Source organism: Alcanivorax xiamenensis, from assembly GCF_009846745.1.
GTDB classification, from domain to species: Bacteria; Pseudomonadota; Gammaproteobacteria; order Pseudomonadales; family Alcanivoracaceae; genus Alloalcanivorax; species Alloalcanivorax xiamenensis.
In genome coordinates, this window is the sequence record NZ_AQPF01000008.1 from 71,498 (window position 1) to 93,763 (window position 22,266).

The following is a 22,266-nucleotide window of genomic DNA, read 5'->3' on the forward strand; positions in this document are numbered from 1 at the left end:
GCCTCACGCCAGACCCGGCAGGGTTGCGTATTGCCCTTTGAAATACAACAGCGGCTGTTCCTCCCCCGCCTCTTGCAGCTTCAGTGCCTTCACCTCACCGATCACAATGACGTGATCACCAGCGACATGTTCAGCGTGAACCTCGCAATCAAACCAATGCAAACACCCGGCGATCACCGGATTGCCGAGCGGCGATTGGTGACGCTCGATCCCCTCCCATTTGTCGGCGCCGCGCCGAGCAAATTGGTTGGAAATGGCCACCTGCTCACCGGCCAGGATGTTGACGGCAAAGCGGCCCGCGCAACGGATTTTTGGATAACTCAACGAGCTGGCCATCACGCTGAAAGACACCAGAGGCGGGTTCATCGACACACTGTAGAACGACTGGCAGGTGAAGCCCACGGGCTCGTCGTCCAGCTGTGACGAAATCACCGTGATGCCGGATGCGTAGTAACCCAGCGCTTCGCGAAAGCGAGCGGGATCAATGGCCGAACTGAAACATGACATGGTCAATCCTGATTCCTGGGTGGTCACTCGGAGCTGCGGACGATCGGCCTCATCCGCCCTCGCCAATGAGGTGCGGCCGGAATCATCGTCCCCTCACCCTGCCGATACCATGGCTGCACTCAACCGGCCAATTCCCGCCGGATGATCTCGGCGCCGGCACTCAGTGCCCGCAGCTTGGCACGTGCCACGCCACGTGGCAGCGGTGCCATGCCACAGTTGGTGCATGGACACAGCTTGTCCGCATCGACAAACTGCAACGCCTTGCGCAGTGTGTCGGCGACTTGCTCCGGTGTTTCAACGGCATGGGTGGCCACGTCAATGGCTCCGACCATCACTTTTTTGCCACGAATGAGCTCGACCAGCTCCATCGGCACGCGGGAGTTCTGGCACTCCAGCGAAATGATATCAAGGTTGGATTGCTGCAGCTTGGGGAAGATCTCCTCATACTGCCGCCACTCGGACCCCAAGGTTTTTTTCCAGTCGGTGTTGGCTTTTATGCCGTAGCCGTAGCAGATATGCACCGCGGTTTCGCACTTGAGTCCTTCAATAGCCCGCTCCAGCGTGGCGATGCCCCAGTCGTTCACCTCATCGAAGAATACGTTGAAGGCTGGTTCGTCGAACTGGATGATGTCAACCCCCGCCGCTTCCAGCTCTTTGGCTTCCTGGTTGAGAATCTTGGCGAATTCCCAAGCCAGCTTTTCGCGGCTTTTGTAGTGGGCGTCGTAGAGGGTATCGATCATCGTCATAGGACCTGGCAAAGCCCATTTGATCGGTTTGCAGGTCTGTTGGCGCAGGAACCTTGCGTCCTCGACAAACACCGGCTTCTGGCGGCTCACCGCGCCTTTGACCGTGGGCACGCTGGCGTCGTAGCGGTCGCGGATCCTGACCGTCTCGCGCTGCTCGAAATCCACGCCGTCCAGATGTTCTATGAAGGTGGTGACGAAATGCTGGCGGCTCTGCTCGCCGTCACTGACGATATCAATGCCTGCCTGTTGTTGTTCCTGCAACGACAAGCTCAAGGCGTCCTGCTTTCCAGACGCCAGTTCTTCGCCTTCCAGTTTCCACGGCGACCAAAGGGTCTCCGGCTGTGCCAGCCAGGAGGGCTTGGGCAGACTGCCCGCTGTCGAAGTGGGCAATAATTTATTCATGACCGATGATCCCATGCTTGTCGTTTATCAATGGGCATAATTGGCCGACCACTGCTCAAGAATGCCGCGGTACGGTTTGATGAAACATTCCTCTACATACTTGCCCTGCTCAATGGCCAACCGGCTACGTTCTTCACGGTCGTAAACAATCCGAGTCAAGGAGTAATCCTGGTGCTTCAGGCTAGGCTGGTAGCAGTGTCCAGCGGCCGAGTTGGCATTATAGATCTCCGGACGGTAGATTTTCTGGAAAGACTCCATGGTGCTGATGGTGGAGATCAGTTCCAAGTTGGTGTAGTCGGACAACAAATCACCAGTGTGGTAAAACGCCAGCGGTGCGACACTGTCGGGCGGCATAAAATAACGCACCTTCATACCCATTTTTTTAAAGTACTCATCGGTCTGCGAAAGTTCGTTTTGTTGGTACTCGACGCCCAGCACCGGGTGCTGATTGTCGGTGCGGTGGTACACCTTGCTACTTGACACACTGAGGCAAATCACCGGCGCCTTGCTGAAGTTCTCCCGGTAGGTATCCGAGTTGACGAAACTCCGGAATATCTGCCCGTGCAGGACGCCGAAACCGTCCGGCGCACTGAAGCGATCGCGATTCTTGTTGTATTCCAGCAGCAGCACACTGAAATCATAATCACGCACGTAGGACGAGAAGTTGTTGCCGACGATGCCCTCAATGCGCGCGTTGTGCTTGCCATCGACGATGGTGGTTTTCAGTATCTCGATCAGTGGCAGCGCGGCAGCGCTGCCGTCGGCACCGATCTCCATTTGTACGGAAATGATGTCCAGCTCGACTTTGTAGCGATTGCCTTCCGGATTATCCCAGTGGGCCAGGTCGTTGAAGCGGCTGTCGATCATCTTCAGCGTATTACGCAGGTTTTCCTGGCGACTCTCACCCCGGGCCAAATTGGCAAAGTTAGTGGTCAGGCGCGTCGCGCTCGACGGCTGGTAGTGCTCATCGAAACGAATGCTGTCAAGGGAGAATACAAACTCTTTATTCATGGCTGTCGGGCATCCTGATAATCCAAGATGAGATCGGCTCATATTGCCGATTCGTTCCGGAACACCCCGGACTGGATCGACCCGGCGGCCTGCTCAGACTCCAAATGCCTGCACTGGGCGGTCTGCCGGGGAATCAGCCTTGGTGTGTTCCCGGGTAATGAACAACGGGGGGTTTTATACCGGAACCGCACCATGAAAAATAATGATAATATTTCAGAAATTCATGAGTAAACCTCATATCTTTTATTCCACGGTAGTCAGGCTTGGCGCCGACTTCGGTTTGCCGGGACGCTGGCGGGCCCGCAATCCACGCCCCCCTGCTTAGCGGCGGGGGCTGGAAACCTGACTTTGGAGGTCGCTATAAGGCTAGCGGCCTTTGCCAGCAAGCATCACGAGGCCGCTGTGGAAAGCTCACTCGTGAATGTCCGCCTGCCCCATTTCTGTATACACCATCTCCTCCCTGCCCCGTAACGGGGCCCGCCCTATCCGGCGCGCCTCTCAACCCCGCATTTTCCGGGCACCGAAGATTGGCACGAACACTGCTCCGTCCGCCTTGGACGTATCAAGGATCTCAAGGAGCACACCAATGCAACGCCTTCCTGGCCGCTGCCCCCGGAGGATCCGGCGGTGATACTGGAAAACGGCTTTCTCGATTTCGACCCGGTGCGCCTCGACGCCACCGGACAGGGCCCGCTGCAAGGCCTGACCTTCGCCGTCAAAGACGTGTTCGACGTGGCCGGAACCATTACCGGCGTCGGCCAGCCGAGTTGGCGCGCCAGCCAGCCGCCAGCGCGGCACACCTCCCCGATGATCGAAGCCCTGCTGGCGGCGGGCGCGGATTTGATCGGCAAGACCCACACCGACGAGTTGACTTACAGCCTGGCGGGCCAGAACGCACACTATGGCACGCCGCCCAATCCGGCGGTGCCGGGCGCGGTACCCGGCGGCTCTTCCAGCGGTTCCGCCTCGGTGGTGGCCGCCGCGCTGGTGGACTTCGCGCTGGGCAGCGACACCGGCGGTTCAGTGCGGGTGCCGGCCAGCTACTGCGGCATCCATGGGCTGCGCCCCACCCATGGCGTGGTGGATTACCGTCATTGCGCCCACCTGGCGGAAAGTTTCGATACCCTCGGCTGGTTCGCCCGGGACGCCGAACTCATGTCCCGGCTTGGCCGGATTCTGCTGCCCAGCAGTAACCGGCCCGCGCCGCGTCGTTTACTGCTGGTGGAGGAGGCGTTGGCGCAATCCGATGCCGACGTGGTGTCGCAGCTGGAAGCGCGGGTCGGCGACGGCCTGCCCGGCGTGACCTTTGGCGGCAGCATCAGTGTTGGCGACCTGGACACCTACTTCAACGCGTTCCGGCCCCTGCAGGCTTATGAGGCCTGGGCCCGCTTCGGCTCCTGGATCCAAGTCGAGCAACCGGTCTTCGGTCCCGGTGTGAAGGAACGCTTCGAAGCGGCATCGCGCATCACCGCCGCCGAAGCCGAGGATGCCCGTGAACAATGTCAGGCCTTGCGCACCCGGATCCGCGCTCTGCTCGGCGAAGACACCCTGCTTTGCCTGCCCACCACGCCGACCTCGGCCCTGCCCTTGCAAGCCGACGAAGCCAGGGTGGAAAACATCCGCGGCCGCACCCTGCGAATGACGGCGCTGGCTGGCACCACCGGGCTGCCGCAACTGAGTTTGCCGCTGTTGCATGACCAGCATGGTCCGGTGGGGCTGTCACTGATCGGGCCCGCGGGCAGCGATCAACAGCTGCTGGATCTGGCGGCCCGCCTGCCCGAATTCATCAGCACCTGACGCGCCGGCCCCGAAGAGTAATAATGAGGAGTAGTAATAATGACCCTGGAACTGGACCGACCGAACGTGGTGGCGGAAGTCAAAGCCGCATTCCTGCGCTATGAGAAAGCACTGGTCGAAAATGATGTGACGGTCCTGGACGAATTGTTCTGGAACGACGAACGGGTGGTGCGCTACGGTGCCGGCGAGAATCTCTACGGCTATCGGCGAATTGCCGCCTTCCGCGCGCAACGACCGTCCAAGGGACTGCAACGTGAATTACATAACACCGTGATCACCGCCCATGGCGACGATCTGGCCACCGCCTGGACCGAGTTCCGCCGCCCGGGGAACCCGCGCATCGGTCGCCAGAGTCAGGTCTGGGCCCGCCGCCCGGAGGGATGGCGGGTCGTGGCCGCCCATGTGTCGTTCATGGAGGAGTAAGTGTCATGACACAACAGACCACCGTGCTCAGTGCCGCCGACGAGGACGACCGCCCGCTGGCGGAACAGATCCGGCGTGCCCTGTCCGATGAGATTCTCGGCGGCTTGCTCCCGCCGGGCACACGTCTGGACGAGATTGCCCTGGCCCGGCGCTTCGACGTATCGCGCACTCCGGTACGCGAGGCGTTGCGGGAGATGGCCTCCGCCGGCCTGGTGGAGCACCAGCACCGGCGCGGCGTCTTCGTCATTGAAGTGCCGGAACAGCGGCTCAGCGAAATGTTTGAATACGCGGCGGAAATGGAAGCGGCCTGCGCGCGCATGGCGGCGCTCAATATGACCCGCGCGGAACGGGAAGATCTGCTTGCCAGCCATCTGGACAGCCACGCTCATGTGGCCGACGGTAACGTCGACGCCTACGACGCGGCCAACCTGCTCTTCCATGAAAAGCTGTTTCGCGGTTGCCACAACAGCTATCTGTATGAAACCGCCATGGCCGCCCGCTCACGGGTGCTGGCCTACCGCCGCGCGCAATTCAGAGTGGGGGAGCGCCTGTCCGCTTCCTTCACCGAACACAGTGACATTGTCATGGCCATCGTTCGTGGCGAAAGCGAGCGGGCCGCCCAGTTGATTCGCGACCATGTTCTGCATGCCCACCGCACCTCACGGGACTATCTGGATACCCGTGGCGGTCCGGACTCCATCCCGTCCTCCTCTCCGGACAATCAATCCTCCGGATAAAGCCCTCGCACAAAGCGCAGGTCATAGGCTTTCTGATAGTCCAGATCATCCGGCAAAGTGCCGGCGTCCACCATCTGTCGATAAAACTCCCGCCAGCGCCGGTCACTCATGGCACCGTACCGGCCGCCCTCGGCATCGCCGGAAAGCAGGATCCCCTCGCTTTGCATCTTATCGATGCTGTAAGCGATCAGCGCGTCTTCCATCCGCGGGTTATCCGCTTTGATCAGGCGGTTCGCCGGCCGCGGATCCTCGAAGTAGGCTTGCCAGCCTTCCGCGGTGGCCGCCACCATGGCCTGTACCACTTCAGGATGTTGGTCGATCATCTCGCGGGTGGTATCCAGGGTCGCCGAATAGGCTTCCCAACCGGCGTCCGCCAGCAACAGGCTGTTCGCCGCCACGTTTTCCTTTTTCAGAAAGTAACCGTCATTGGTGATGTAGCCTTGTTGCGCCACTTTCGGATCGGTAATAAACGGCCCAATGGTGTAATCGTAGGGACGGAGTTGATCGTCGGTAAAACCGTACCTGGCCTTGAGCCAGGGCCAGTAGGCCACCCGACCAGCGGTGGGAATGCGAAGACCCGCGCCTTTCAGATCCGCGATGGTGTCGTAGCCCTGCCCTTCATGCACCATCAGCGATTGCGGGTCCTTCTGAAAAAACGCCGCCACCGTCACCAGCGGTAGCCCCTGCTTCACTGCATTGAAGGATTGCAGACTGTAACCCATGCTGAAGTCGGTGACGCCACCGACCAGCAGTTGCACGTTGTTGACCTGCGGACCGCCCATCTTGATGGTCACATCCAGGCCGTGCTTCTCGTACAACCCCATGGCCTTGGCGGCGTACAGTCCACCATGCTCGGCCTGGGCGTACCAGGTGGTGGAAACCGTTACCGGCACCAGGTCCTTGGCCAGAACCGCCGCGGACAGGCACAGGCCCGCCACCGCCAATACCCCGCCACGCAGCCATGCTGTTTTCACTGTCATCGACTCGCCCTCTTATTGATCCGCTCGCTGCGCCGGCATGCGGAACCGGTGAATTTCCTCCAGCGCCGCCACCCAGCCTTCCACCAGGGAGGCCAGCACCATCTCTCCTTCTTCACGACTGGAGCCCTCCGGATCCCCGACCACGCCGCTGGCGCTGAGATCGTGGGTCAACCAGGCAAAACGAAAACGCCCTTCCGGAGTGAGCAGGCCATGATGATGCGAGCAGGGGTACTCCCCCACCGCGCGGTCCAGATGGACATGATTCGGCGTCAACGCCAACATCAAGCTGGTTTCCGCGCGACCGGCGTGAATGCCTTCGGCTTTTTCTCGCTCGGAAAGACACTCCCCCGCCCGGTTTGGCACGCCCCAGGTGAACACCGGAAACAAACAGAAATCCGGGTACTCAGCGCGCAGATCACGGGCCACGATCTCCACCACCTGAGGCTGACCGCCGTGTCCGTTGACCAGCACCAGCTTGCGGAAGCCCATGCGGTACACACTCTCGCCGATGTCCCACAACACCCGCAGCAAGGTATCCGCCTTGAGTATCACTGTTCCGGAGAACTGAATGTGCTCGTTGGATTTACCACACCATACCGGCGGCAAGGCGAACGCCGGCACGGACTCCGGCAAGGCCGCCAGCGCCTGGCCGCTTACCTCGGTGGCGATGGCGGTGTCGGTACAGATTGGAAGATGCGGGCCGTGCTGCTCAATGGCGCCAATCGGCAAGACGATCACGGTATTGGCTTTGTCCGGCAGGGCCTCGATCTCCGGCGCGGTCAGGTACGGCAGAAAACGATGGGGAGGAACGCAACCGTTCAATTGACTCATGCCGCCGCTCCTTTTTCGTCCCAGCTGCGCATCTTGCCAGGGTTAAGCAGACCGGCCGGATCCAGCCGCTGCTTCATCGCCAACTGTCCCGGATCCACGCTGAGCTTGCCGCCATCCTCGAGGATATAAGTGTGCGGATTGCTGACGTGGACACCGTTATCCCGGTGATACTGAATGATCTCATTGAGGCGCGCCTCGGTGGTGTAGCGGATCACCTGCAAGCCGCTACAGGTGACCGCACCGTCCGCCTTGAGGAATTCCAGATGCATCATCACTTCGTCACCAAAGTGCCGGTACATCTGTTCCACTTTTTCCACATTCTCCCAGGGCCGGAAGCCACTTTGCAGGTAGGTGATATCCTTGTGCTTGCGCAGGATGTGCAGCGTGGTGTGATTCCAGGTGTGCTCCACCAGGCTCTTGGCGGTGCCATGGACCTCGGCGTTATCCTGTTGACGTTCGATGCGCCCGTTGAAGTTGGCGGCGATTTCCTCCACCGCCTCCATGGCGGCACGGTTCACCAGACACAATACGGCGGTGCGCCCCTCGTCCACGTCCTTACCCAGACCACACATTTGCGGCAGCGGATCCGCCAGCAGAGTCAACAGCTTTTTGATGACGCCGGTGGCCCGCCCCAATGTCTGACAAAAACGCACGCCTTCCATGAAGGAGGGAAAACTGAGCACGGCCTCTTGCCAGTTCATCGCCGGTGTCAGCGCGAATTCCAGTTCGGTGATCACCCCGTTGACGCCATAAGCGTGGTATAAATCCCGGGCCTCGGCGGACCGGAACTCGGTCAACTCCGGCTGTTCGGCCAGACTCATGGCCCGTACCCCCAGCACATTGCCGGGATCGCCAATGGAACCGTAGGTGATCGAGCCAATGCCACCAAAACCACCGCAAAAGAAACCACCAGCGGTGGCCAGCCGATAGGTGGACGGCAGCAAGCGTAGTTCCCAACCCTTTTCCCGGGCGGCGTTATCCACGTCCACCAACCGGGCTCCGGCCTGCACCCGGGCCACGCCGCCGGCCACCCACAGCACTTTGTTCAGGCCGCTCATGTCCATCAGCACACCGCCACGCAATGGCGTGCACTGACCGTAGTTCCCGGTACCGCTGCCGCGTAATGTCAGCGGCACCCGGTGGCGATAACAAGCCGCGGCCACTCTGCGTACTTGTTCCTCACTGGTGGGGCGAACGACGGCGTCCGCTTGCTTGCCGTCCAACGCCTCGGTCAGCACCGGGCTGAACCAGGAGAAGTCCTTGGAGTAGCGCTGCAAGGCATTACCGTCGGTAATCAGATCCAGATCACCCAGGTCCACCGCCAACCGCTGTATCGTGTTTTGGTCCATTGCATGGCTCCCTGTCGAATCTGTTATTGCTCTACCTTGAGAGCGCTCTCATGCCAGTTACGCAGTACCCGGTCGGACAGCCACACCATCAACGCGAACAGCAGAATGCCGGTGACGGTGATCAGGCCCAGAGCGGCGAACATGCGAGGGATATTCAGGTTGTAGCCCGCCTGCAGAATCAAATAGGCGAGCCCGGCCTGGCTGCCGCCGGTGCCGGCCACGAACTCCGCCACCACCGCGCCGATCAGGGCCAGGCCGGTACTGATGCGCATGCCACCAAAAAAATACGGCAGGGCACTGGGTATGCGCAGGCGGATCAGCTGCTGCCAGCGGCCGGTCCGATACATACGAAACATGCTCATCAGATTGGGATCCACGCTGCGCAACCCCAGCGTGGTATTGGAAATAATCGGAAAGATCGCGATGATCACCGCGCATACGGTGAGCGCCCAGGTGGTGTCCTTGACCCAGATGATAATCAGCGGCGCGATGGCGACGATCGGAGTCACCTGCATCAGGACCGCATAAGGAAACAGACTCACCTCGATCCAGCGGCTCTGCACGAACAGCAAGGAGGCGGCCGTGCCGAGTACCACGGCGATAACGAACGCCAGTACCGTCACTTTCAATGTCATCATCAGGCTGTGAAACAGCACCGCCCAGTCGGTGATGAAGGATTTGGCGATGGCCACCGGCCCGGGCAGGATATACACCGGCAGCTCGGCGGCGCGTACCGCCAGCTCCCAAAAGCACAGAAACACCACACCCACGAACAACGGCGCGGCGATCTGAACGAAGCGTTCATTTTGCAATAGTGGCTGTTTCATCAGTGGGCCTCCTCGCCTTGAGCACTGGCTTTTTCCAATGCCAGGGACACCCGCCGGCAGTAATCCGCGAACTCGGTGGACACACGAAACTCGGCACCGCGGGGATAAGGCGCATCGATCCTGACGTCCTCGACCACCCGGCCCGGGCGCGCCGCCATCACCACCACCCGATTGGAGAGATACACCGCTTCGTAAACGCTGTGCGTCACGAACACCACGGTCCAGCCTTTCTCCTTCCACAGACGCAGGACATCGTCGTTGAGCCGGTTACGGGTCATCTCATCGAGCGCACCGAACGGTTCATCCATCAGCAGCAGATTCGGCTCGGTGACCATGGCTCGGGCAATCGAGGCCCGCATCTGCATCCCGCCGGACAGCTCCCTCGGATAAGCGTTGCCGAACTTGCTCAGCCCCACCATTTCCAACGCCTGATCGATGCGGGCTTCCGAGTCCGAACCATGCTCATGGGCCAGGTCCAACGGCAAACGTACGTTCTTGCGCACTCGCGCCCACGGCATCAGCGTGGCGTTCTGGAATACAAACGCCAGCTTTCGCCCTTTGCGTCCCACTACCTGATAATCCTGCTCCCACCACTTCACCGTGCCGGAGGAGGCCTCACCAAGACCGGCCATTACCCGCAGCAGCGTGGACTTACCGCAACCGCTGGGGCCGAGCAGACTGACAAATTCGCCTTCGCGGACCGTCAGATCCACCTGCTTCAATGCCACCGTGCCGTTGGCGTACACCTTGTCGACATCGGCGACCTCCACCACCGGGCGGCCGCCAGCGTGACCGCTCGCGCTGGCGTGGGTATCCGTGGCCGCGGCCATCGGCACCACCACCTCATCACGAATCGCCTTGAGTTCTTTCATCATGGGTCTCCCTTCGGATTCGTCAGCCCTGATCAGTGGCACTCACCACCGGCAGCTCCAGCCAGCTTTCACTGGCCAGCAACCGCAAAGTCATAATCGGGTAATCGCAGGAACGGCTATCGCCCTGTACGCGGCCGGAACCATCGTTAAGCGCATAGCCGGGATAGCAGGCGCCGCTGATACTCAGGCGCAGACGGTGTCCCGCCGCGACCGTGGCACACAGCGCGCGCAATGGGACCGTCGCGGAACCATCGCCGGATACCCGCACATGGCCTTGAGTCAGGTTATGGGAGCGGCCTTGGCGATCCACCTCGCACAACACCGCGTTCAGATCGTAGCTGGCCATATCGGCGGCGCCATGGAGCGTCGCCCGCACCTCGCCGGCCAAAAATAAATCCTCGCTCAACGGCGCTGAGGTATAGGTCAGCACATCCGGCCGGGCATCAACGGCGGTGCGATCCTGAATCCCCGGCGATGGCGGCAGGTGCCCCCCCACCGTCGGTACCGGACGCCAGGGGTCGTGCACCCAGACATCCTCGATCAGGTCCGTCGCCACCGGCTCGGCGGAAAGAAAGCCGCCGTGTGGCTCGATACCAGCACGACCGTTGCTGACCAGATACTGCTTGACCGACGGTTGCCGTGGCCAGTCGGCAAAATCGCGCCAGCGCCGCTCGCCCAGGTCATACAGCGACACCGGCGTTTCGTCGGTGACGCCGTTGTTCTGTTCCTTGAGAAAATGATCGAACCAGCGCAACTGAAGATCGTCCACCGGGGAACAAGCGCTGTCGCCAAACCAGCGCTGTCCGACCTGCGGAATCCAGGGCAGATGCCCCCAGGGACCCACCAGCAATCGCTGCGGTTGACGGCCCTGCTGGAAATGCCGGAACGCCGCCAGCGTGCCGGTGAGGAAGCAGTCATACCAGCCGCCCACATGCAGCGCCGGAATATCGACACCCTCCAGCATGGCGCCCGGCGAACGCTCGACCCAATAACCGCTGTCAAGCGGTTGGTCCAGCCAGTCGCCATAGAAAGTACCCGCCAGAGCTTCGCGCAGCGCCGGCGCCGCCGGGTCGATCAACTGCGCGGCGGAAGGCCCATGACCAATGCCATAGCAAGTGCTGAAACGGTCGGCGTCGCCTTCGCGACGGGCGGTCTCGGCGCCCAGTTGCGCCGCCCAGCTCATGGTGTTGTACAACCGCAACGCCCCGCCTTCGTAGGCCCAGTCCCGCTGCAAATGAAAAGCGCACATGGCCGGGGCCATGACTTTCAGGGCCGGGTGACGGCTGGCGGCGGCGAACAACTGGGTAGCGCCTTGATAGGAAAAACCGTACATGCCGACCCGGCCATTGCTGTCCGGCAATGTGGTCAGCCACTCCAGGGTATCCTCGCCGTCATCCCGTTCGTGGATAAACGGCTCGAATTCACCTTCCGAAGTGCCGCGTCCACGCACGTCCTGGATCACCACCAGATAACCGCGATCGGCATACCAGCTCGGATGCGCATAGGTCACCGTGGACGCGATGCGCCGGCCATAGGGCTGGCGCATCAGTAAAACAGGAAAAGGGCCCTCGCCTGGAGGACGATAGAGGTCAGCGTCGAGACGCACGCCGTCGCGGGTGCGCATGCTGACCGTTTCGGGCAAAATCCCGCTCACTGTCCGGCCCCTTTCAACACGCGCAGATCCTCCTGATCCAGTACGTCCGGCACTCCGGAGCGGATCAATTTAGAAAAGCGCTCGTCCGGCACCATCACCGTCAGGGTATAGAACCGGCCTTTACCGATGTTCTCCACCACATGCTCGGAGCCGGCCCGCACCACAAGAGCGTCCCCTTTGCGTAATGTGACCCATTGATCGTCGCAACGGGCGCGCCCTTCTCCGTCCAGTACGAAAAAGAACTCGTCCGCCTCCTTATGAGTGTTCGGCGGCGTGGTGCCGCCTTCGTCAAAAATTTCAACACAGGCGATGAAACCAAGACCGTCACCGGGTTCATCACAAATCACCACCAGACGATTGCTTTCGCCTTCCTTGATGCGAAACGCCTCGAACTGTTCGGGATGTTTGAACAGCGGCATCATGACGTCATCTCCTCCCGCGCCCGGCGGAAATCGCTGGCCAGAGCGGTAAATCCAAATATCTGCCGTGCGTTGTACACCGTGGCCTCCCAGCAAAATGGCGGAGACGTGGTGGCACAGCAGTCCTCCAGAAAAATGGTGTCGTAGCCGAGGAAACTGGCGTCGGCGAGGGTGTGCAACACGCATTGATCGGCGTTGACGCCGGCGAACAGACAAGTCGTGACACCCAGGTTGCGCAGTATCGAATCCAGCGGTGTATCCCAAAAGCCGCTCATGCGGTACTTGTCGACGCGCAGGTCCGACTCGGCCACCGTCAGCGCCTCAACAATAGCCGCTCCCCAGCTGTCCTTTTCCAATACCGGGGCACCGGTTTCAGGCACCGTGTCACCGAGTCCGACGCCTTGGCCGGACCCGTTATAGACGTGCAACAGGGACGGGCTGATGTTGGCGAGGTCCGGGCGATTGCCCCAGTTGATCCAGATCACCGGCACGCCGGCCTGGCGCAACACCGGCAGCACCGTGCACAACGGATCGATCGGCGACCTTGCCGGCCGATAATCCACACCGATGTGGTCGAGCCAGCCACCGGCGCTGCAAAAATCGTTCTGCATGTCCACTACCAGAATGGCGGTTCGGGAAAGATCCAACGTAATAGCCTTGGGTTGCGCCGGAATCGTCAGTGGACGCACCCGGTGGCCGGCGCGGCTCAGATCCGCGTGGCCGTCACTCACCCGCCAACGGTTCCAGGGCTTGCCCCCGGCCGGCAGAGGATGGAGGGAATCCGATTGACTCATGACACGACCTTGTTTCGTTGCTTGCTCAAAGAACCCGCCTTGGAGCACCGGCGCAGAGGGACGCCGATACCCCCCTGGCGGGAAATAAACTCAGAAGCGGAACTGCGCGCCAACGCCGTAGGTATCGGCATCGCCAATGATCTCGATGTCGTCGTGCATGAACACGGCGTAAAGATCCAACTGCTTGGCCAGTGGATAGCTGTAGGCCATGGACCAGGTATCGCGCTCCGTTTCCCAGGCTCCGGTAAAATCGGAATAGCCATAGGAGCCCAGCACCGAACCACCCCCTGCCGGCACCGCGAAACTGAAGACATAGGTATCGGTGTCGACGTCACCGTTGAGAGTATCGGTGGCCAGATTCTGGTACTGAGCAAACAGTTTGATAATGTCGAAGTCATACGCGACCCCGACCATCACCGCGTCCTGATCGGTGGCGTCCGGAATAGCACCGTACTCGCCGGCGCTGACATCGCCGACGGCCAGCGCCCCCTGTTTGATACTGTGCGCGGCGACGGTGGCCATGAACTTGCCATTGCGGTAAACCGCGTTACCACCGACCTTGTTCTCACCGTGTTCGTCTTCTTCCTCGCCGAAGGCGTACATCAAGGTGGCGGTCAGACCGCCCATCTCCGGGGTGGTGTAGGCCAGGGAGTTACTCCAGCCGGAGTCCCCCATGATCGGGCCATAGTTACCCCCCTGGAAGGAATGCAGGATGGAGGGTGAAAAGGTGAAGGAACCGCCCAGCGAGTTACTGAACACCATTGGCAGGTAATACGGCGCGGTATTTCGTCCCGCCTTGATGGTGCCGAAATCGCCGGTGGCACCTATATAAGCACTGCGAGCGAAGAATTCGTCACCACCATAGCGTCCATCCTCCGCGTTATCCGGACGGAAGAACATCTCCGCCGCGGCGATGCCGGTAATCCCCGGGGTCAAATCCATGCTGGCCTTGAACCCCAGAAACGAGGTGGCCATACCACCCGCGTCCATCTTGAGGGTGTCGTCCCCCGTGGTTTTGTTACCCGCGCTACCTGCCCAGAGATCAAGCAGACCGTAGAATGAGACTTTCGCGTCGGCGGACACCGGGCCGGCGGCGGACATCAGCGCGGCGGCACCCAGAATGATTGCAGCTTGTTTCTTCAGTTTCACGTCTATTCCTCGTCAAATCAGCCAGGACATACCCGCCACTCATGAGGCCGGTGGGCATCCGGTGATTCCGAAGGTTTCACCGTTCCCTTACCGCACCTGCCTCCTCATGACTGGAGTCCGATACCAAAAATGCTCTTCGTTCCCCTAGAGCAATGTGCCGGCCCCTCAACAGCACGGCGCCGAATCCCGTTCGCATGTGCAACCGAATCGGTCTTGCATACAGAACATCGAAAACCTTTCAAAATGCATGCCACAAGGATTTAACGAGGAAAAACAACAGCTTATTGAATTTTAATTTTTTGTTTTTTTATTAACCTTACGGAAAAAACCAAAGACGCGCTTTAAAAGGGCAAGGAAGCCGTTATTTCGCCCCACCATAGGGCTTTTCCGTCTTCAAAATCGTCCACAACCGATACCTTTTTTAGTTCGCCGTGCATACAAAAAGGCATCGTTTTTGCCGCCGACCATCAGTATTCCGCCGTGAAATTCTCCGGACATTTTCTTGAGGCCTAAAAAGGTCTATCGCGGAATGAAGGGAAAGAGTGCCTCCATCGGGAAACGGTTCCGCACGGAGCCCTTCCATCCCGGTGGACTGGTTTGCTCGCGGTGGACAGGCCCCCTTTCCCAAAGCGGAGCCGTGTTACGCCTTTGTGGAACCTGCTTCACGACGTTCCTGAAAAGGCATAACACGGCTTCGCTGTCCATGATGGAAGGTAAGACCGTTTGGCTCTAAACATCGATGAACCAAAAAAAACCGGGGCATACCCCGGTTAAAGAAGGTGCATTGGGAAAGGCGCTACTGAACCGCAACCGCCTGGGTTTCGTGATCTTCTATCAGGCTCTGAATCATGCGCCGCATCACCAGTCCCGGCTTATCCGACACCATATGCCGTTCGTCACGGGGATCCAGAGGCACATCCGCGTCAGTACTTTCGAGAACGTGCTTATCCTCCAGCGTCACCTTGCGATCAAAGGCCAGGATCGCGGCTTCATCAATACCGGCACCATCATCTTCCTGGAAACAGAACTGCACCACCTGGGAACGGTTATCGGCCAACGGCACCTGACAATTGATGATCACGTGAGCTGGCCCGTCGGCATAGTTGATACGCAACCGGCAGATAAACGGGGCATACCAACTGCAGTCCAGGAAACGTTCGTTGTTTCGATCCTGAGCATGATGCGCCTGCTTGACCCCCAGTCTGCCGGTATAGTGAAAACCACCGGGAAACTCCTCGATCTTCGCGTCCTCGGCCACCAGATGCTCGGGACTGCCAAAGGTTCCCAAATGCACGTAGCTGGGATGTGCCATATCCAGCTCGTTTTCCATCACCCGCAGGCCGGAAACCCGCCACTCCTCGTAGAACTCATGGATCAGGACGAAGCGATCATCGGCGGCCTCTGGAAAGTCCGGAATATCGAACAGCGGTTCCTCCAGCGCCACCCAGGCATAACCGTACTTCTCCCGGCAGGAGAACGCCTTGACCCGACGTTTCGGCCCCGGATCACGATCCGGCATCTGTGGCACCAGCACACATTGCCCGTCCCGGTTGTAGCGCCACCCGTGATAAGGGCAGGCAATGGCATTGTCACACACTTCGCCAAGGGACAAGCGAGCGGTGCGATGACAGCACCGGTCCTCCAGTGCCGCCGGAACGCCGTCATCATCGAGAAACAATGCCAACGCCTGGCCGAGCAACTCAAACCGCCGCGGCCCCTGTTTCAGTTCCGACATCGGTATGACGGGGTACCAGAAACAGCGAAATACCGCGTGCTCCATAACATTCACGGGGATATCTCCTTTACATCAACGGTCAATGTGTCAGTGGCATCCCTCGACGGTCGAAAGGTCAGGCCGAGCAGGAACGAGGCCACCGTGGCCAGCAGTAAAAAAAACAGCGCCACGGAAAAGCCGAAGCCATCCCGCAATACGCCAAACAAAAGCGGTCCGCCCGCCCCCATTAGCATGCCGAATCCCAGCACCATGGCGGAAAGCCGGCCCGCCTCCGTCGGCGTATGGGCATAATCGAGCGGCAGCGTCAGGGCCAGAGGAAAAGAGCCCCCCAGTCCGAACCCGGCCAGCATCACCCAACTGCCGCCGCCCCAGGTTGGCGCCCAGCACAAACCGGCCAGTCCCACCGCCAGTAATGCCAGTGTCAGGGCCAAAGCCGGCCGCCGGTCCAATTGCAGTTGCGCGATCGGAGGCACCAGTAAAGCGCCGGCGATTTGCGCCGTGGTGTACGCCACCAACATGGCTCCACCCTGTTCCTGAGTAAATCCAAGCGCCATGTAGAACGGCGCCAGCCAGGCCAGCAACGTCATGTAGGCCAATGAACCGGTTCCCAGAAACAACGCCATCCGCCAACCGATAGCACTACACCAAGGCATGCTCATCGCTCCGGGGTCCGTGAGTACCCGCAGTCGGCCCGGCCACAGCAGCGCCGCCAGCAGCGCCGGCAATGCCCAGACCGCCAACGAGGCCCGCCAGGACCCCAGGGAGCTGATCGCCAGAGGCGCGGCGACCGCCCCCAGGGCCGCCCCCAGGTTCATGGCCGTGGTGTAGCCTCCCATCATCAGTGCCGCCCGGGACGGGAAATACCGCTTGATCACTACCGGAATCAGCACCTGACCACAGGCGATTCCCAATCCGGCCAGCGCCGTCGCCAAAGCCAGTATTGGTAGCCAGTCACCGGCCCAACGCAGGGCGCAGCCCACCGCGATCAGCAGCAACGCCAGACGCATGCCAGCGCCGACACCGAGCCGGGCGATTACCCAGCCACCAGCCAGAGAAACCAACCCCATGCACAGTGTGGGTATCGCCGCCAGGGCCCCGGCCAGGGTACTGGACAGCCCCAGATCCATGCGAATCACTTCCAGATTGGTGCCGAGCGTGGTCAGTAGCGGACGCAGGTTGAGGCCCGCCAGCAGCACCATCAGCGCCAACCACCACAACGCCGGACGCTTTGCCAGAGGCGTTTGCTGCGCCGGATTCATCACTGCAATTCCGCCGTGGCCATGGCGGCCCGCTCTCGCAAAGCTTCCATATCCAGTCCCGGAATAGTCCCGTTCTCCACCACCGGTTTGCCGTTCACCAACAGATGGCGCAACGATGCGCTGCCTCCCGCGCACACCGGCGCCACCGCCACATCGTGCACACCGAAGTAGCGCGGCTGATCCAAATCATAGATAGCCAGATCCGCGGCGCCGCCAACGTTCAGTGCGCCGATGCCCTCCAGTCCCAGCACCCGGGCGCCACCCCTGGTACCCCATTCGATCACCTCCTCGGCGGTAACGGCATCGGCGCCGCCATTGGCCCGATGTACCATCCATGCCAGATGCGCTTCCTGAATCATGTCAGCGGCTTCATTGGAGGCGGCGCCATCCACCGCCAGCGATACCGGAATCCCCAGGCGTGACATCTCAGGGGCACGGGCGATGCCGCTGCCCAGGCGGCAATTGCTTTGCGGGCAATGGGCGATCCCGGTGCCGGTTTGCCGTAACAGCGGCAGCTCGTCGTCCGCCACATGAACCATATGGGCCAACCACACATCGTTCCCGAGCCATTCGTTTTCGGCACAGAATTGCACCGGCGTCATGCCGTGCACTTCCCGGCAGTAGGTAACGTAGTCCCGCGTCTCCGACAGGTGACTGTGCAACCGAACCCCCATGGATCGGGCGGCCCGGGCCAGCTCCCTGAGCACCGCGGGATTCACCGAAAAGGTCGGCGTGGTTGGCGCCATCACCACCTGTTGCATGGGAGCGGGCCCCGTCTGGTGATAGCGTTCGCGTAGTCGCTGCACATCGTTGATGATGTCGTCGACACTCTCCGGTTCCAGATTGTTTGGATAACCCGGGTGCCGTCCTTTCTCCGTGGCGCCGCCACGACACAATACGAATCGCAGTCCCAAACGATCCGCCACCTCGAACAGCACATCCCCCATCTCACTGTCGAGGCCGGCGTAGTAGATGTAATGATGATCGGCACAGGTGGAGGTGCCGGAGAGCAACAGTTCCGCCAACCCCACCATCGCCGCCGTTTCCAGATGACGATCGCGAATGCGGGTAAGGCGCGGATAAGGCACCGCGCCGAGCCAGCCGAACAGCGGCTCGTTGATGCCTTCCGGCACCGCCTTCAGCAGACTCTGGAAAAGGTGGTGATGAGTGTTGATCCAACCCGGGTAGACCACGCAGCCACGCGCTTCGATTACCCGTTCATCAGCGGCGGGGATCAACCCCGCCGCCATCTCCTGAATCACACCATCACGGATACGCAGATCCACCGCTCCCGCCCGGGCCTGATCCCCAGGAAGACCGGTCATCACCGCTTCGGCGCCGCGAATCAGCAGGTCGCTCATGACGCCTTTTCCTTCATCGGAATGCGGGCCCCGGAAACGCGCGCTTCTTCCTCACCAAAGCGGGCCAGCAGCGCCATCAGCATCTTGCGCATCACCATGCCCGGTTGATCGGAAGGCATATGACGTTCCTCGCCGCTGGCGGTATCCAGAGGAGCATCGTGATCTGTGCTTTCCAGAACCCTTTTGTCCTCTTCGGTTACCTGACGATCAAAAGCGATGATCTGTTGCGCGGGCGCATCCTCCTCGGAGTCACTGCGGTAAGCCCACTGACAGATCATGGAATGCTCATCGTCGATCGGCGTGGCGTAGGTGATGATCGCGTGCACCAACCCATTGGGGTAACGGATATTGAGCTTGCGACCGAACGGCATGAACCATTTGCTGGTCATGTGGCGCTCGGTGGTATCGCTGTCCATCTTCAACAGCTTTTTCTGCAACGGCGGGTTGTTCACCGGTGCCACGGTTTCGAAGCGGAAGCCAAAGTCCTCCTCGACGATGTTGAGCCTGGCCGGGATCGGTTTGTCGAACTGACCGAAGCTCTCCCGGTGCACGAAGCTGAAGTGGGCGTTGTCGAAAGAATTCTCCATCAGACGCAGGCCGGCGGTGCGCCAGACTTCATAAAACTGATGGATCACCCGGTAACCGGGTTCGTTTGCTTCCGGCATGTGAGGAATATCGGTTAGCGGGTCACCGAGACACACCCACACGTACCCGTAACGAGCCTCGGCATGGAAGGCACGGACCTTGGCACGGCCCGCCGGGCGATCAGGCGTCTGTGGAATGCGGACACAGCCACCACCACCGTCATAGGTCCAGCCGTGGTACGGACAGACAATGTTGTCGCCCTCCACCCAGCCCAGGGACAAACGCGCGGTACGGTGAGCACAGCGGTCCTCGGCGGCGTGCGGATCGCCTTCGGAATCGAGCCACAGCACCAGCTCTTCGTTCATCAGCCGGAAGGGCTTCGGACCATCGTCAAGTTGTTCCAGTGGCATCACCGGATACCAGAAACGACGCAGTACGGGTTGTTGAGTTGCAAGCATGGCCAATCTCTCCAGTCGGGGCCCGCTCCACGTCCGGTAGCACTGCCGTAACGGCAGCGGGCCCAGGCGAGGCAGCCCCCGCCCTCTGGGTCAGGGCCGGCTTGTCCTCAGGTAAGGTGACGAGTCATGCACCGCTTTGTGCCTCGCCACCATGAACACATAGCGGTATACCGCCATGTCAAAAAATGTATGCAGTTACCATGCCATCAAATCGGGCGGCTATGGCATCACTGGCGGATCGGGCAGGAATTCCACGCTATAGGCCTGTTTATAATCCATACCCTCCGGTACCAGACCGGCCTTCGCCATGAAGTCGAAGGTGGCTTTCCAGCGGTCATCCGTCATCACCCCAAGCCCTTCGCTAGCGGCATCACCACCGACCACCAGGCCATACTCCTTGATCTTGCCGATGCCAAAGGCGATCTGGGCATCGGTCATCTCCGGGTTATCCTTCTTGATCAGGACATTGGCCGGCGCTGGATTTTCAAAGTAGCTCTTCCAGCCCTCCATGGACGCCCGCACGAACTTACGCACCACCTCAGGGTTGTCCTCGATCATTTCCCGGGTGGTTTCGATGGTTTGAGCGTAAGGGGGATAGCCGTAGTCAGCGAACAGGAAGATGGATGGCGTGACACCGCCTTGCTCCATGGCGAATGGCTCCGAGGTCACATACCCCTGTTGCACCACGGTCTTATCCGCCAGGAACGGCGCGACACTGAAGGTATAGGGGCGAATCATGTCATCTGAAAAGCCGAAACGCTGCTTCAGCCAGGGCCAGAAGGTCTGCTGAGCACCGGAGAAAACGTACACCGGCTGCCCCTTTATCTCCTCCAGCGAGGTGATGTGAGGGTGCGCCAGCAATGCCTGCGGGTCGCTTTGGAAAGGCGCCGCCACGGTCACCACCGGCATGTCCTGATTCACCGAGTTGAGGTTGCGGATCGGATAACCCATGGTGAAATCCTGCCGCCCGGCAAGAAGAAGCTGCAAGTTGTTCACTTGCGGCCCGCCCATTGTGATGGTCACATCGAGTCCGTACTTCTCGTAGATCCCGGTGGCCTTGGCCTGGTAGAAACCACCATGTTCCGCCTGGGCGAACCAGTTGGTGCCAAAAGTGATCTTGGTCAACGGCGGCTGCGCCACCGCCAGAGCCGGAATCAATAAAGCACAGCACAGCAAAAACCCGCGCAGATGTTCAGCCGGAAAGCCCGTCCAGGTCTTAAGGGAAAATGCCATCATCGTTCTCCTTTTCACCAACAGAGGCAGGTGTCCTAGGGAAGTACCGGTGTTTGCGGCAGGAATTCCAGGGTGTAAGCCTTGTGGTAATCCGCGTCGCCATCGACCAGGCCCGCTTCCACCATGAAGTCGAACGTCTTCTTCCAGCGTTCATCGCTCATGTAACCAATGCCCTTCTCCCCCGCATCCCCGCCGGTGACGATGCCGAATTCCTTCAACTTCTCGATACCGAAAGCCAGTTGTTCATCGGTCATTTGCGGATTGTCTTTCTTGATCAGGGCATTACCTGCTTGCGGGTCCTGCAGGTAACTCTTCCAGCCTTCCAGGGTGGCCTGGACAAATCGGCGCACCACATCCGGCTTTTCCTCGACCAGATCCCTGCGGGTTTCCAATGTCGCCGCATAGGGTGGATAACCATGATCCGCGAACAGGAAAATATTCGGTTTGACGCCACCCTTTTCCGCGGCGAAAGGCTCGGAGCTGATATACGCCTGCTGCACCAGCTCTTTGTCAGCCAGGAAGGGACCCAGACTGAAGGTATAGGGCTTGGCTTGGTCGTCGGTAAAACCGTATTCAGCTTTCAGCCAGGGCCAGTAGGTGGTGCGCGCCGAAGTGGATATCAGCACGGTGTGCCCTTTAACGTCTTCGAGCGATGCCACCTGCGGATGGGCGATCAGTCCCTGGGGGTCTTTTTGGAAGGTCCCCGCCACGGTTACTACCGGGAGCCCCTCCTTCACCGCATTGATATTGCGGATCGGATACCCCATGGTGAAGTCGTACTGCCCAGCCACCAGCAACTGCAGGCCATTCACTTGGGGCCCACCCATTTTGATGTTCACGTCGAGACCGTACTTCTTGTAAATCCCCGTGGCTTTGGCCTGATAAAATCCGCCGTGCTCCGCCTGCGCGTACCAGCTGGTGCCCATGGTCACCTTGTCGTCGGCTTGAACACCGCCCGCGACGCTCCCCACAATCGCCGCCATGACCACCCCCAGGCCAGTGCGACGATATCCGAACAGATGCTTTAAAAAACCGAATGACATGATTTCAGACTCCACAAAAAAGTATTGATCGGCCCTCGGCTTTGTATGCAAGCAACCTTCGTGCCGCCTTTTACGGCCACAAAAAGGAGCGTGA

At 60.2% G+C, this 22,266-nt stretch carries 21 protein-coding genes; 3 read left to right on the forward strand and 18 right to left on the reverse strand.

What is annotated here, in order from left to right:
• Positions 1 to 3 precede the first annotated feature (3 nt).
• The 3 genes from A6D6_RS07615 to A6D6_RS07625 form a co-directional block, all read right to left on the reverse strand.
• The gene (locus A6D6_RS07615; RefSeq protein WP_201303723.1) at positions 4 to 534 is read right to left on the reverse strand and encodes a flavin reductase family protein; all 531 of its coding nucleotides are present in this window, start codon (positions 532 to 534) and stop codon (positions 4 to 6) included.
• A 92-nt stretch (positions 535 to 626) separates the two neighbouring features.
• Complete coding sequence (locus A6D6_RS07620) at positions 627 to 1,655, reverse strand: methionine synthase (protein WP_133490164.1); 1,029 nt, start codon at positions 1,653 to 1,655, stop codon at positions 627 to 629.
• A 27-nt stretch (positions 1,656 to 1,682) separates the two neighbouring features.
• Positions 1,683 to 2,666: a DUF1852 domain-containing protein gene (locus tag A6D6_RS07625; RefSeq protein ID WP_159660374.1), complete on the reverse strand. Its 984-nt coding sequence runs from the start codon at positions 2,664 to 2,666 to the stop codon at positions 1,683 to 1,685.
• A gap of 627 nt (positions 2,667 to 3,293) precedes the next feature.
• On the opposite strand from A6D6_RS07625, the gene A6D6_RS07630 reads away from it, so the two are divergent.
• Genes A6D6_RS07630 through A6D6_RS07640 form a run of 3 tightly spaced genes read left to right on the forward strand, consistent with a single transcriptional unit; the run spans position 3,294 to position 5,623 of the window.
• Positions 3,294 to 4,463 (forward strand): amidase, encoded by a 1,170-nt coding sequence (locus tag A6D6_RS07630; RefSeq protein ID WP_159660375.1) that lies wholly within the window; start codon positions 3,294 to 3,296, stop codon positions 4,461 to 4,463.
• Positions 4,464 to 4,502: 39 nt separating this feature from the next.
• Positions 4,503 to 4,886: an oxalurate catabolism protein HpxZ gene (gene hpxZ, locus A6D6_RS07635; protein ID WP_201303724.1), complete on the forward strand. Its 384-nt coding sequence runs from the start codon at positions 4,503 to 4,505 to the stop codon at positions 4,884 to 4,886.
• A gap of 5 nt (positions 4,887 to 4,891) precedes the next feature.
• Positions 4,892 to 5,623: a GntR family transcriptional regulator gene (locus A6D6_RS07640; protein ID WP_133490160.1), complete on the forward strand. Its 732-nt coding sequence runs from the start codon at positions 4,892 to 4,894 to the stop codon at positions 5,621 to 5,623.
• Here the strand turns inward: A6D6_RS07640 and A6D6_RS07645 are convergent.
• The 15 genes from A6D6_RS07645 to A6D6_RS07715 all read right to left on the reverse strand — a co-directional run bounded on the left by A6D6_RS07645 (position 5,608) and on the right by A6D6_RS07715 (position 22,172).
• On the reverse strand, positions 5,608 to 6,603 hold the full coding sequence (locus A6D6_RS07645) for an ABC transporter substrate-binding protein (protein WP_236564028.1): 996 nt from the start codon (positions 6,601 to 6,603) through the stop codon (positions 5,608 to 5,610). The genes A6D6_RS07640 and A6D6_RS07645 overlap by 16 nt on opposite strands.
• 12 nt (positions 6,604 to 6,615) lie before the next feature.
• On the reverse strand, positions 6,616 to 7,434 hold the full coding sequence (locus A6D6_RS07650; protein ID WP_159660376.1) for a creatininase family protein: 819 nt from the start codon (positions 7,432 to 7,434) through the stop codon (positions 6,616 to 6,618).
• Positions 7,431 to 8,783 (reverse strand): FAD-binding oxidoreductase, encoded by a 1,353-nt coding sequence (locus A6D6_RS07655; RefSeq protein ID WP_159660377.1) that lies wholly within the window; start codon positions 8,781 to 8,783, stop codon positions 7,431 to 7,433. Before A6D6_RS07655 ends, A6D6_RS07650 begins: the two co-directional genes overlap by 4 nt.
• Before the next feature lie 23 nt (positions 8,784 to 8,806).
• Positions 8,807 to 9,610, reverse strand: coding sequence for an ABC transporter permease (locus A6D6_RS07660; protein WP_159660378.1), 804 nt, complete (start codon positions 9,608 to 9,610; stop codon positions 8,807 to 8,809).
• Positions 9,610 to 10,485 (reverse strand): ABC transporter ATP-binding protein, encoded by an 876-nt coding sequence (locus tag A6D6_RS07665; protein WP_159660379.1) that lies wholly within the window; start codon positions 10,483 to 10,485, stop codon positions 9,610 to 9,612. The genes A6D6_RS07660 and A6D6_RS07665 overlap by 1 nt, the downstream gene beginning before the upstream one ends.
• 19 nt (positions 10,486 to 10,504) lie before the next feature.
• Positions 10,505 to 12,136 (reverse strand): CocE/NonD family hydrolase, encoded by a 1,632-nt coding sequence (locus A6D6_RS07670; RefSeq protein WP_201303725.1) that lies wholly within the window; start codon positions 12,134 to 12,136, stop codon positions 10,505 to 10,507.
• Complete coding sequence (locus A6D6_RS07675) at positions 12,133 to 12,558, reverse strand: cupin domain-containing protein (protein ID WP_159660380.1); 426 nt, start codon at positions 12,556 to 12,558, stop codon at positions 12,133 to 12,135. Before A6D6_RS07675 ends, A6D6_RS07670 begins: the two co-directional genes overlap by 4 nt.
• Complete coding sequence (locus A6D6_RS07680; protein WP_159660381.1) at positions 12,555 to 13,349, reverse strand: cysteine hydrolase family protein; 795 nt, start codon at positions 13,347 to 13,349, stop codon at positions 12,555 to 12,557. Before A6D6_RS07680 ends, A6D6_RS07675 begins: the two co-directional genes overlap by 4 nt.
• A 90-nt stretch (positions 13,350 to 13,439) precedes the next feature.
• Complete coding sequence (locus A6D6_RS07685; protein WP_159660382.1) at positions 13,440 to 14,498, reverse strand: porin; 1,059 nt, start codon at positions 14,496 to 14,498, stop codon at positions 13,440 to 13,442.
• Between the two features lie 796 nt (positions 14,499 to 15,294).
• A complete protein-coding gene (locus A6D6_RS07690; RefSeq protein WP_236564033.1) occupies positions 15,295 to 16,278 on the reverse strand; it encodes a Rieske 2Fe-2S domain-containing protein in 984 nt (327 codons plus the stop codon).
• 5 nt (positions 16,279 to 16,283) lie between these two features.
• The gene (locus A6D6_RS07695; RefSeq protein WP_159660384.1) at positions 16,284 to 17,492 is read right to left on the reverse strand and encodes an MFS transporter; all 1,209 of its coding nucleotides are present in this window, start codon (positions 17,490 to 17,492) and stop codon (positions 16,284 to 16,286) included.
• The gene (locus A6D6_RS07700; RefSeq protein WP_159660385.1) at positions 17,492 to 18,853 is read right to left on the reverse strand and encodes an amidohydrolase family protein; all 1,362 of its coding nucleotides are present in this window, start codon (positions 18,851 to 18,853) and stop codon (positions 17,492 to 17,494) included. The genes A6D6_RS07695 and A6D6_RS07700 overlap by 1 nt, the downstream gene beginning before the upstream one ends.
• Positions 18,850 to 19,896 (reverse strand): aromatic ring-hydroxylating dioxygenase subunit alpha, encoded by a 1,047-nt coding sequence (locus tag A6D6_RS07705; RefSeq protein WP_159660386.1) that lies wholly within the window; start codon positions 19,894 to 19,896, stop codon positions 18,850 to 18,852. The genes A6D6_RS07700 and A6D6_RS07705 overlap by 4 nt, the downstream gene beginning before the upstream one ends.
• A 219-nt stretch (positions 19,897 to 20,115) precedes the next feature.
• Entirely contained in the window at positions 20,116 to 21,132 is a 1,017-nt protein-coding gene (locus tag A6D6_RS07710; protein WP_159660387.1) for an ABC transporter substrate-binding protein, read from the reverse strand.
• 32 nt (positions 21,133 to 21,164) lie between these two features.
• The gene (locus A6D6_RS07715) at positions 21,165 to 22,172 is read right to left on the reverse strand and encodes an ABC transporter substrate-binding protein (protein WP_159660388.1); all 1,008 of its coding nucleotides are present in this window, start codon (positions 22,170 to 22,172) and stop codon (positions 21,165 to 21,167) included.
• Between the last annotated feature and the right edge of the window lie 94 nt (positions 22,173 to 22,266).

Coding starts and splice junctions, on each gene's coding strand:
- A6D6_RS07620 (WP_133490164.1), bottom strand. CDS start 1,655: ATGAATAAATTATTGCCCACTTCGACAGCGGGCAGTCTGCCCAAGCCC.
- A6D6_RS07625 (WP_159660374.1), bottom strand. CDS start 2,666: ATGAATAAAGAGTTTGTATTCTCCCTTGACAGCATTCGTTTCGATGAG.
- hpxZ (WP_201303724.1), top strand. CDS start 4,503: ATGACCCTGGAACTGGACCGACCGAACGTGGTGGCGGAAGTCAAAGCC.
- A6D6_RS07640 (WP_133490160.1), top strand. CDS start 4,892: ATGACACAACAGACCACCGTGCTCAGTGCCGCCGACGAGGACGACCGC.
- A6D6_RS07645 (WP_236564028.1), bottom strand. CDS start 6,603: ATGACAGTGAAAACAGCATGGCTGCGTGGCGGGGTATTGGCGGTGGCG.
- A6D6_RS07650 (WP_159660376.1), bottom strand. CDS start 7,434: ATGAGTCAATTGAACGGTTGCGTTCCTCCCCATCGTTTTCTGCCGTAC.
- A6D6_RS07655 (WP_159660377.1), bottom strand. CDS start 8,783: ATGGACCAAAACACGATACAGCGGTTGGCGGTGGACCTGGGTGATCTG.
- A6D6_RS07660 (WP_159660378.1), bottom strand. CDS start 9,610: ATGAAACAGCCACTATTGCAAAATGAACGCTTCGTTCAGATCGCCGCG.
- A6D6_RS07665 (WP_159660379.1), bottom strand. CDS start 10,485: ATGATGAAAGAACTCAAGGCGATTCGTGATGAGGTGGTGGTGCCGATG.
- A6D6_RS07675 (WP_159660380.1), bottom strand. CDS start 12,558: ATGATGCCGCTGTTCAAACATCCCGAACAGTTCGAGGCGTTTCGCATC.
- A6D6_RS07680 (WP_159660381.1), bottom strand. CDS start 13,349: ATGAGTCAATCGGATTCCCTCCATCCTCTGCCGGCCGGGGGCAAGCCC.
- A6D6_RS07690 (WP_236564033.1), bottom strand. CDS start 16,278: ATGGAGCACGCGGTATTTCGCTGTTTCTGGTACCCCGTCATACCGATG.
- A6D6_RS07695 (WP_159660384.1), bottom strand. CDS start 17,492: ATGAATCCGGCGCAGCAAACGCCTCTGGCAAAGCGTCCGGCGTTGTGG.
- A6D6_RS07700 (WP_159660385.1), bottom strand. CDS start 18,853: ATGAGCGACCTGCTGATTCGCGGCGCCGAAGCGGTGATGACCGGTCTT.
- A6D6_RS07705 (WP_159660386.1), bottom strand. CDS start 19,896: ATGCTTGCAACTCAACAACCCGTACTGCGTCGTTTCTGGTATCCGGTG.
- A6D6_RS07710 (WP_159660387.1), bottom strand. CDS start 21,132: ATGATGGCATTTTCCCTTAAGACCTGGACGGGCTTTCCGGCTGAACAT.
- A6D6_RS07715 (WP_159660388.1), bottom strand. CDS start 22,172: ATGTCATTCGGTTTTTTAAAGCATCTGTTCGGATATCGTCGCACTGGC.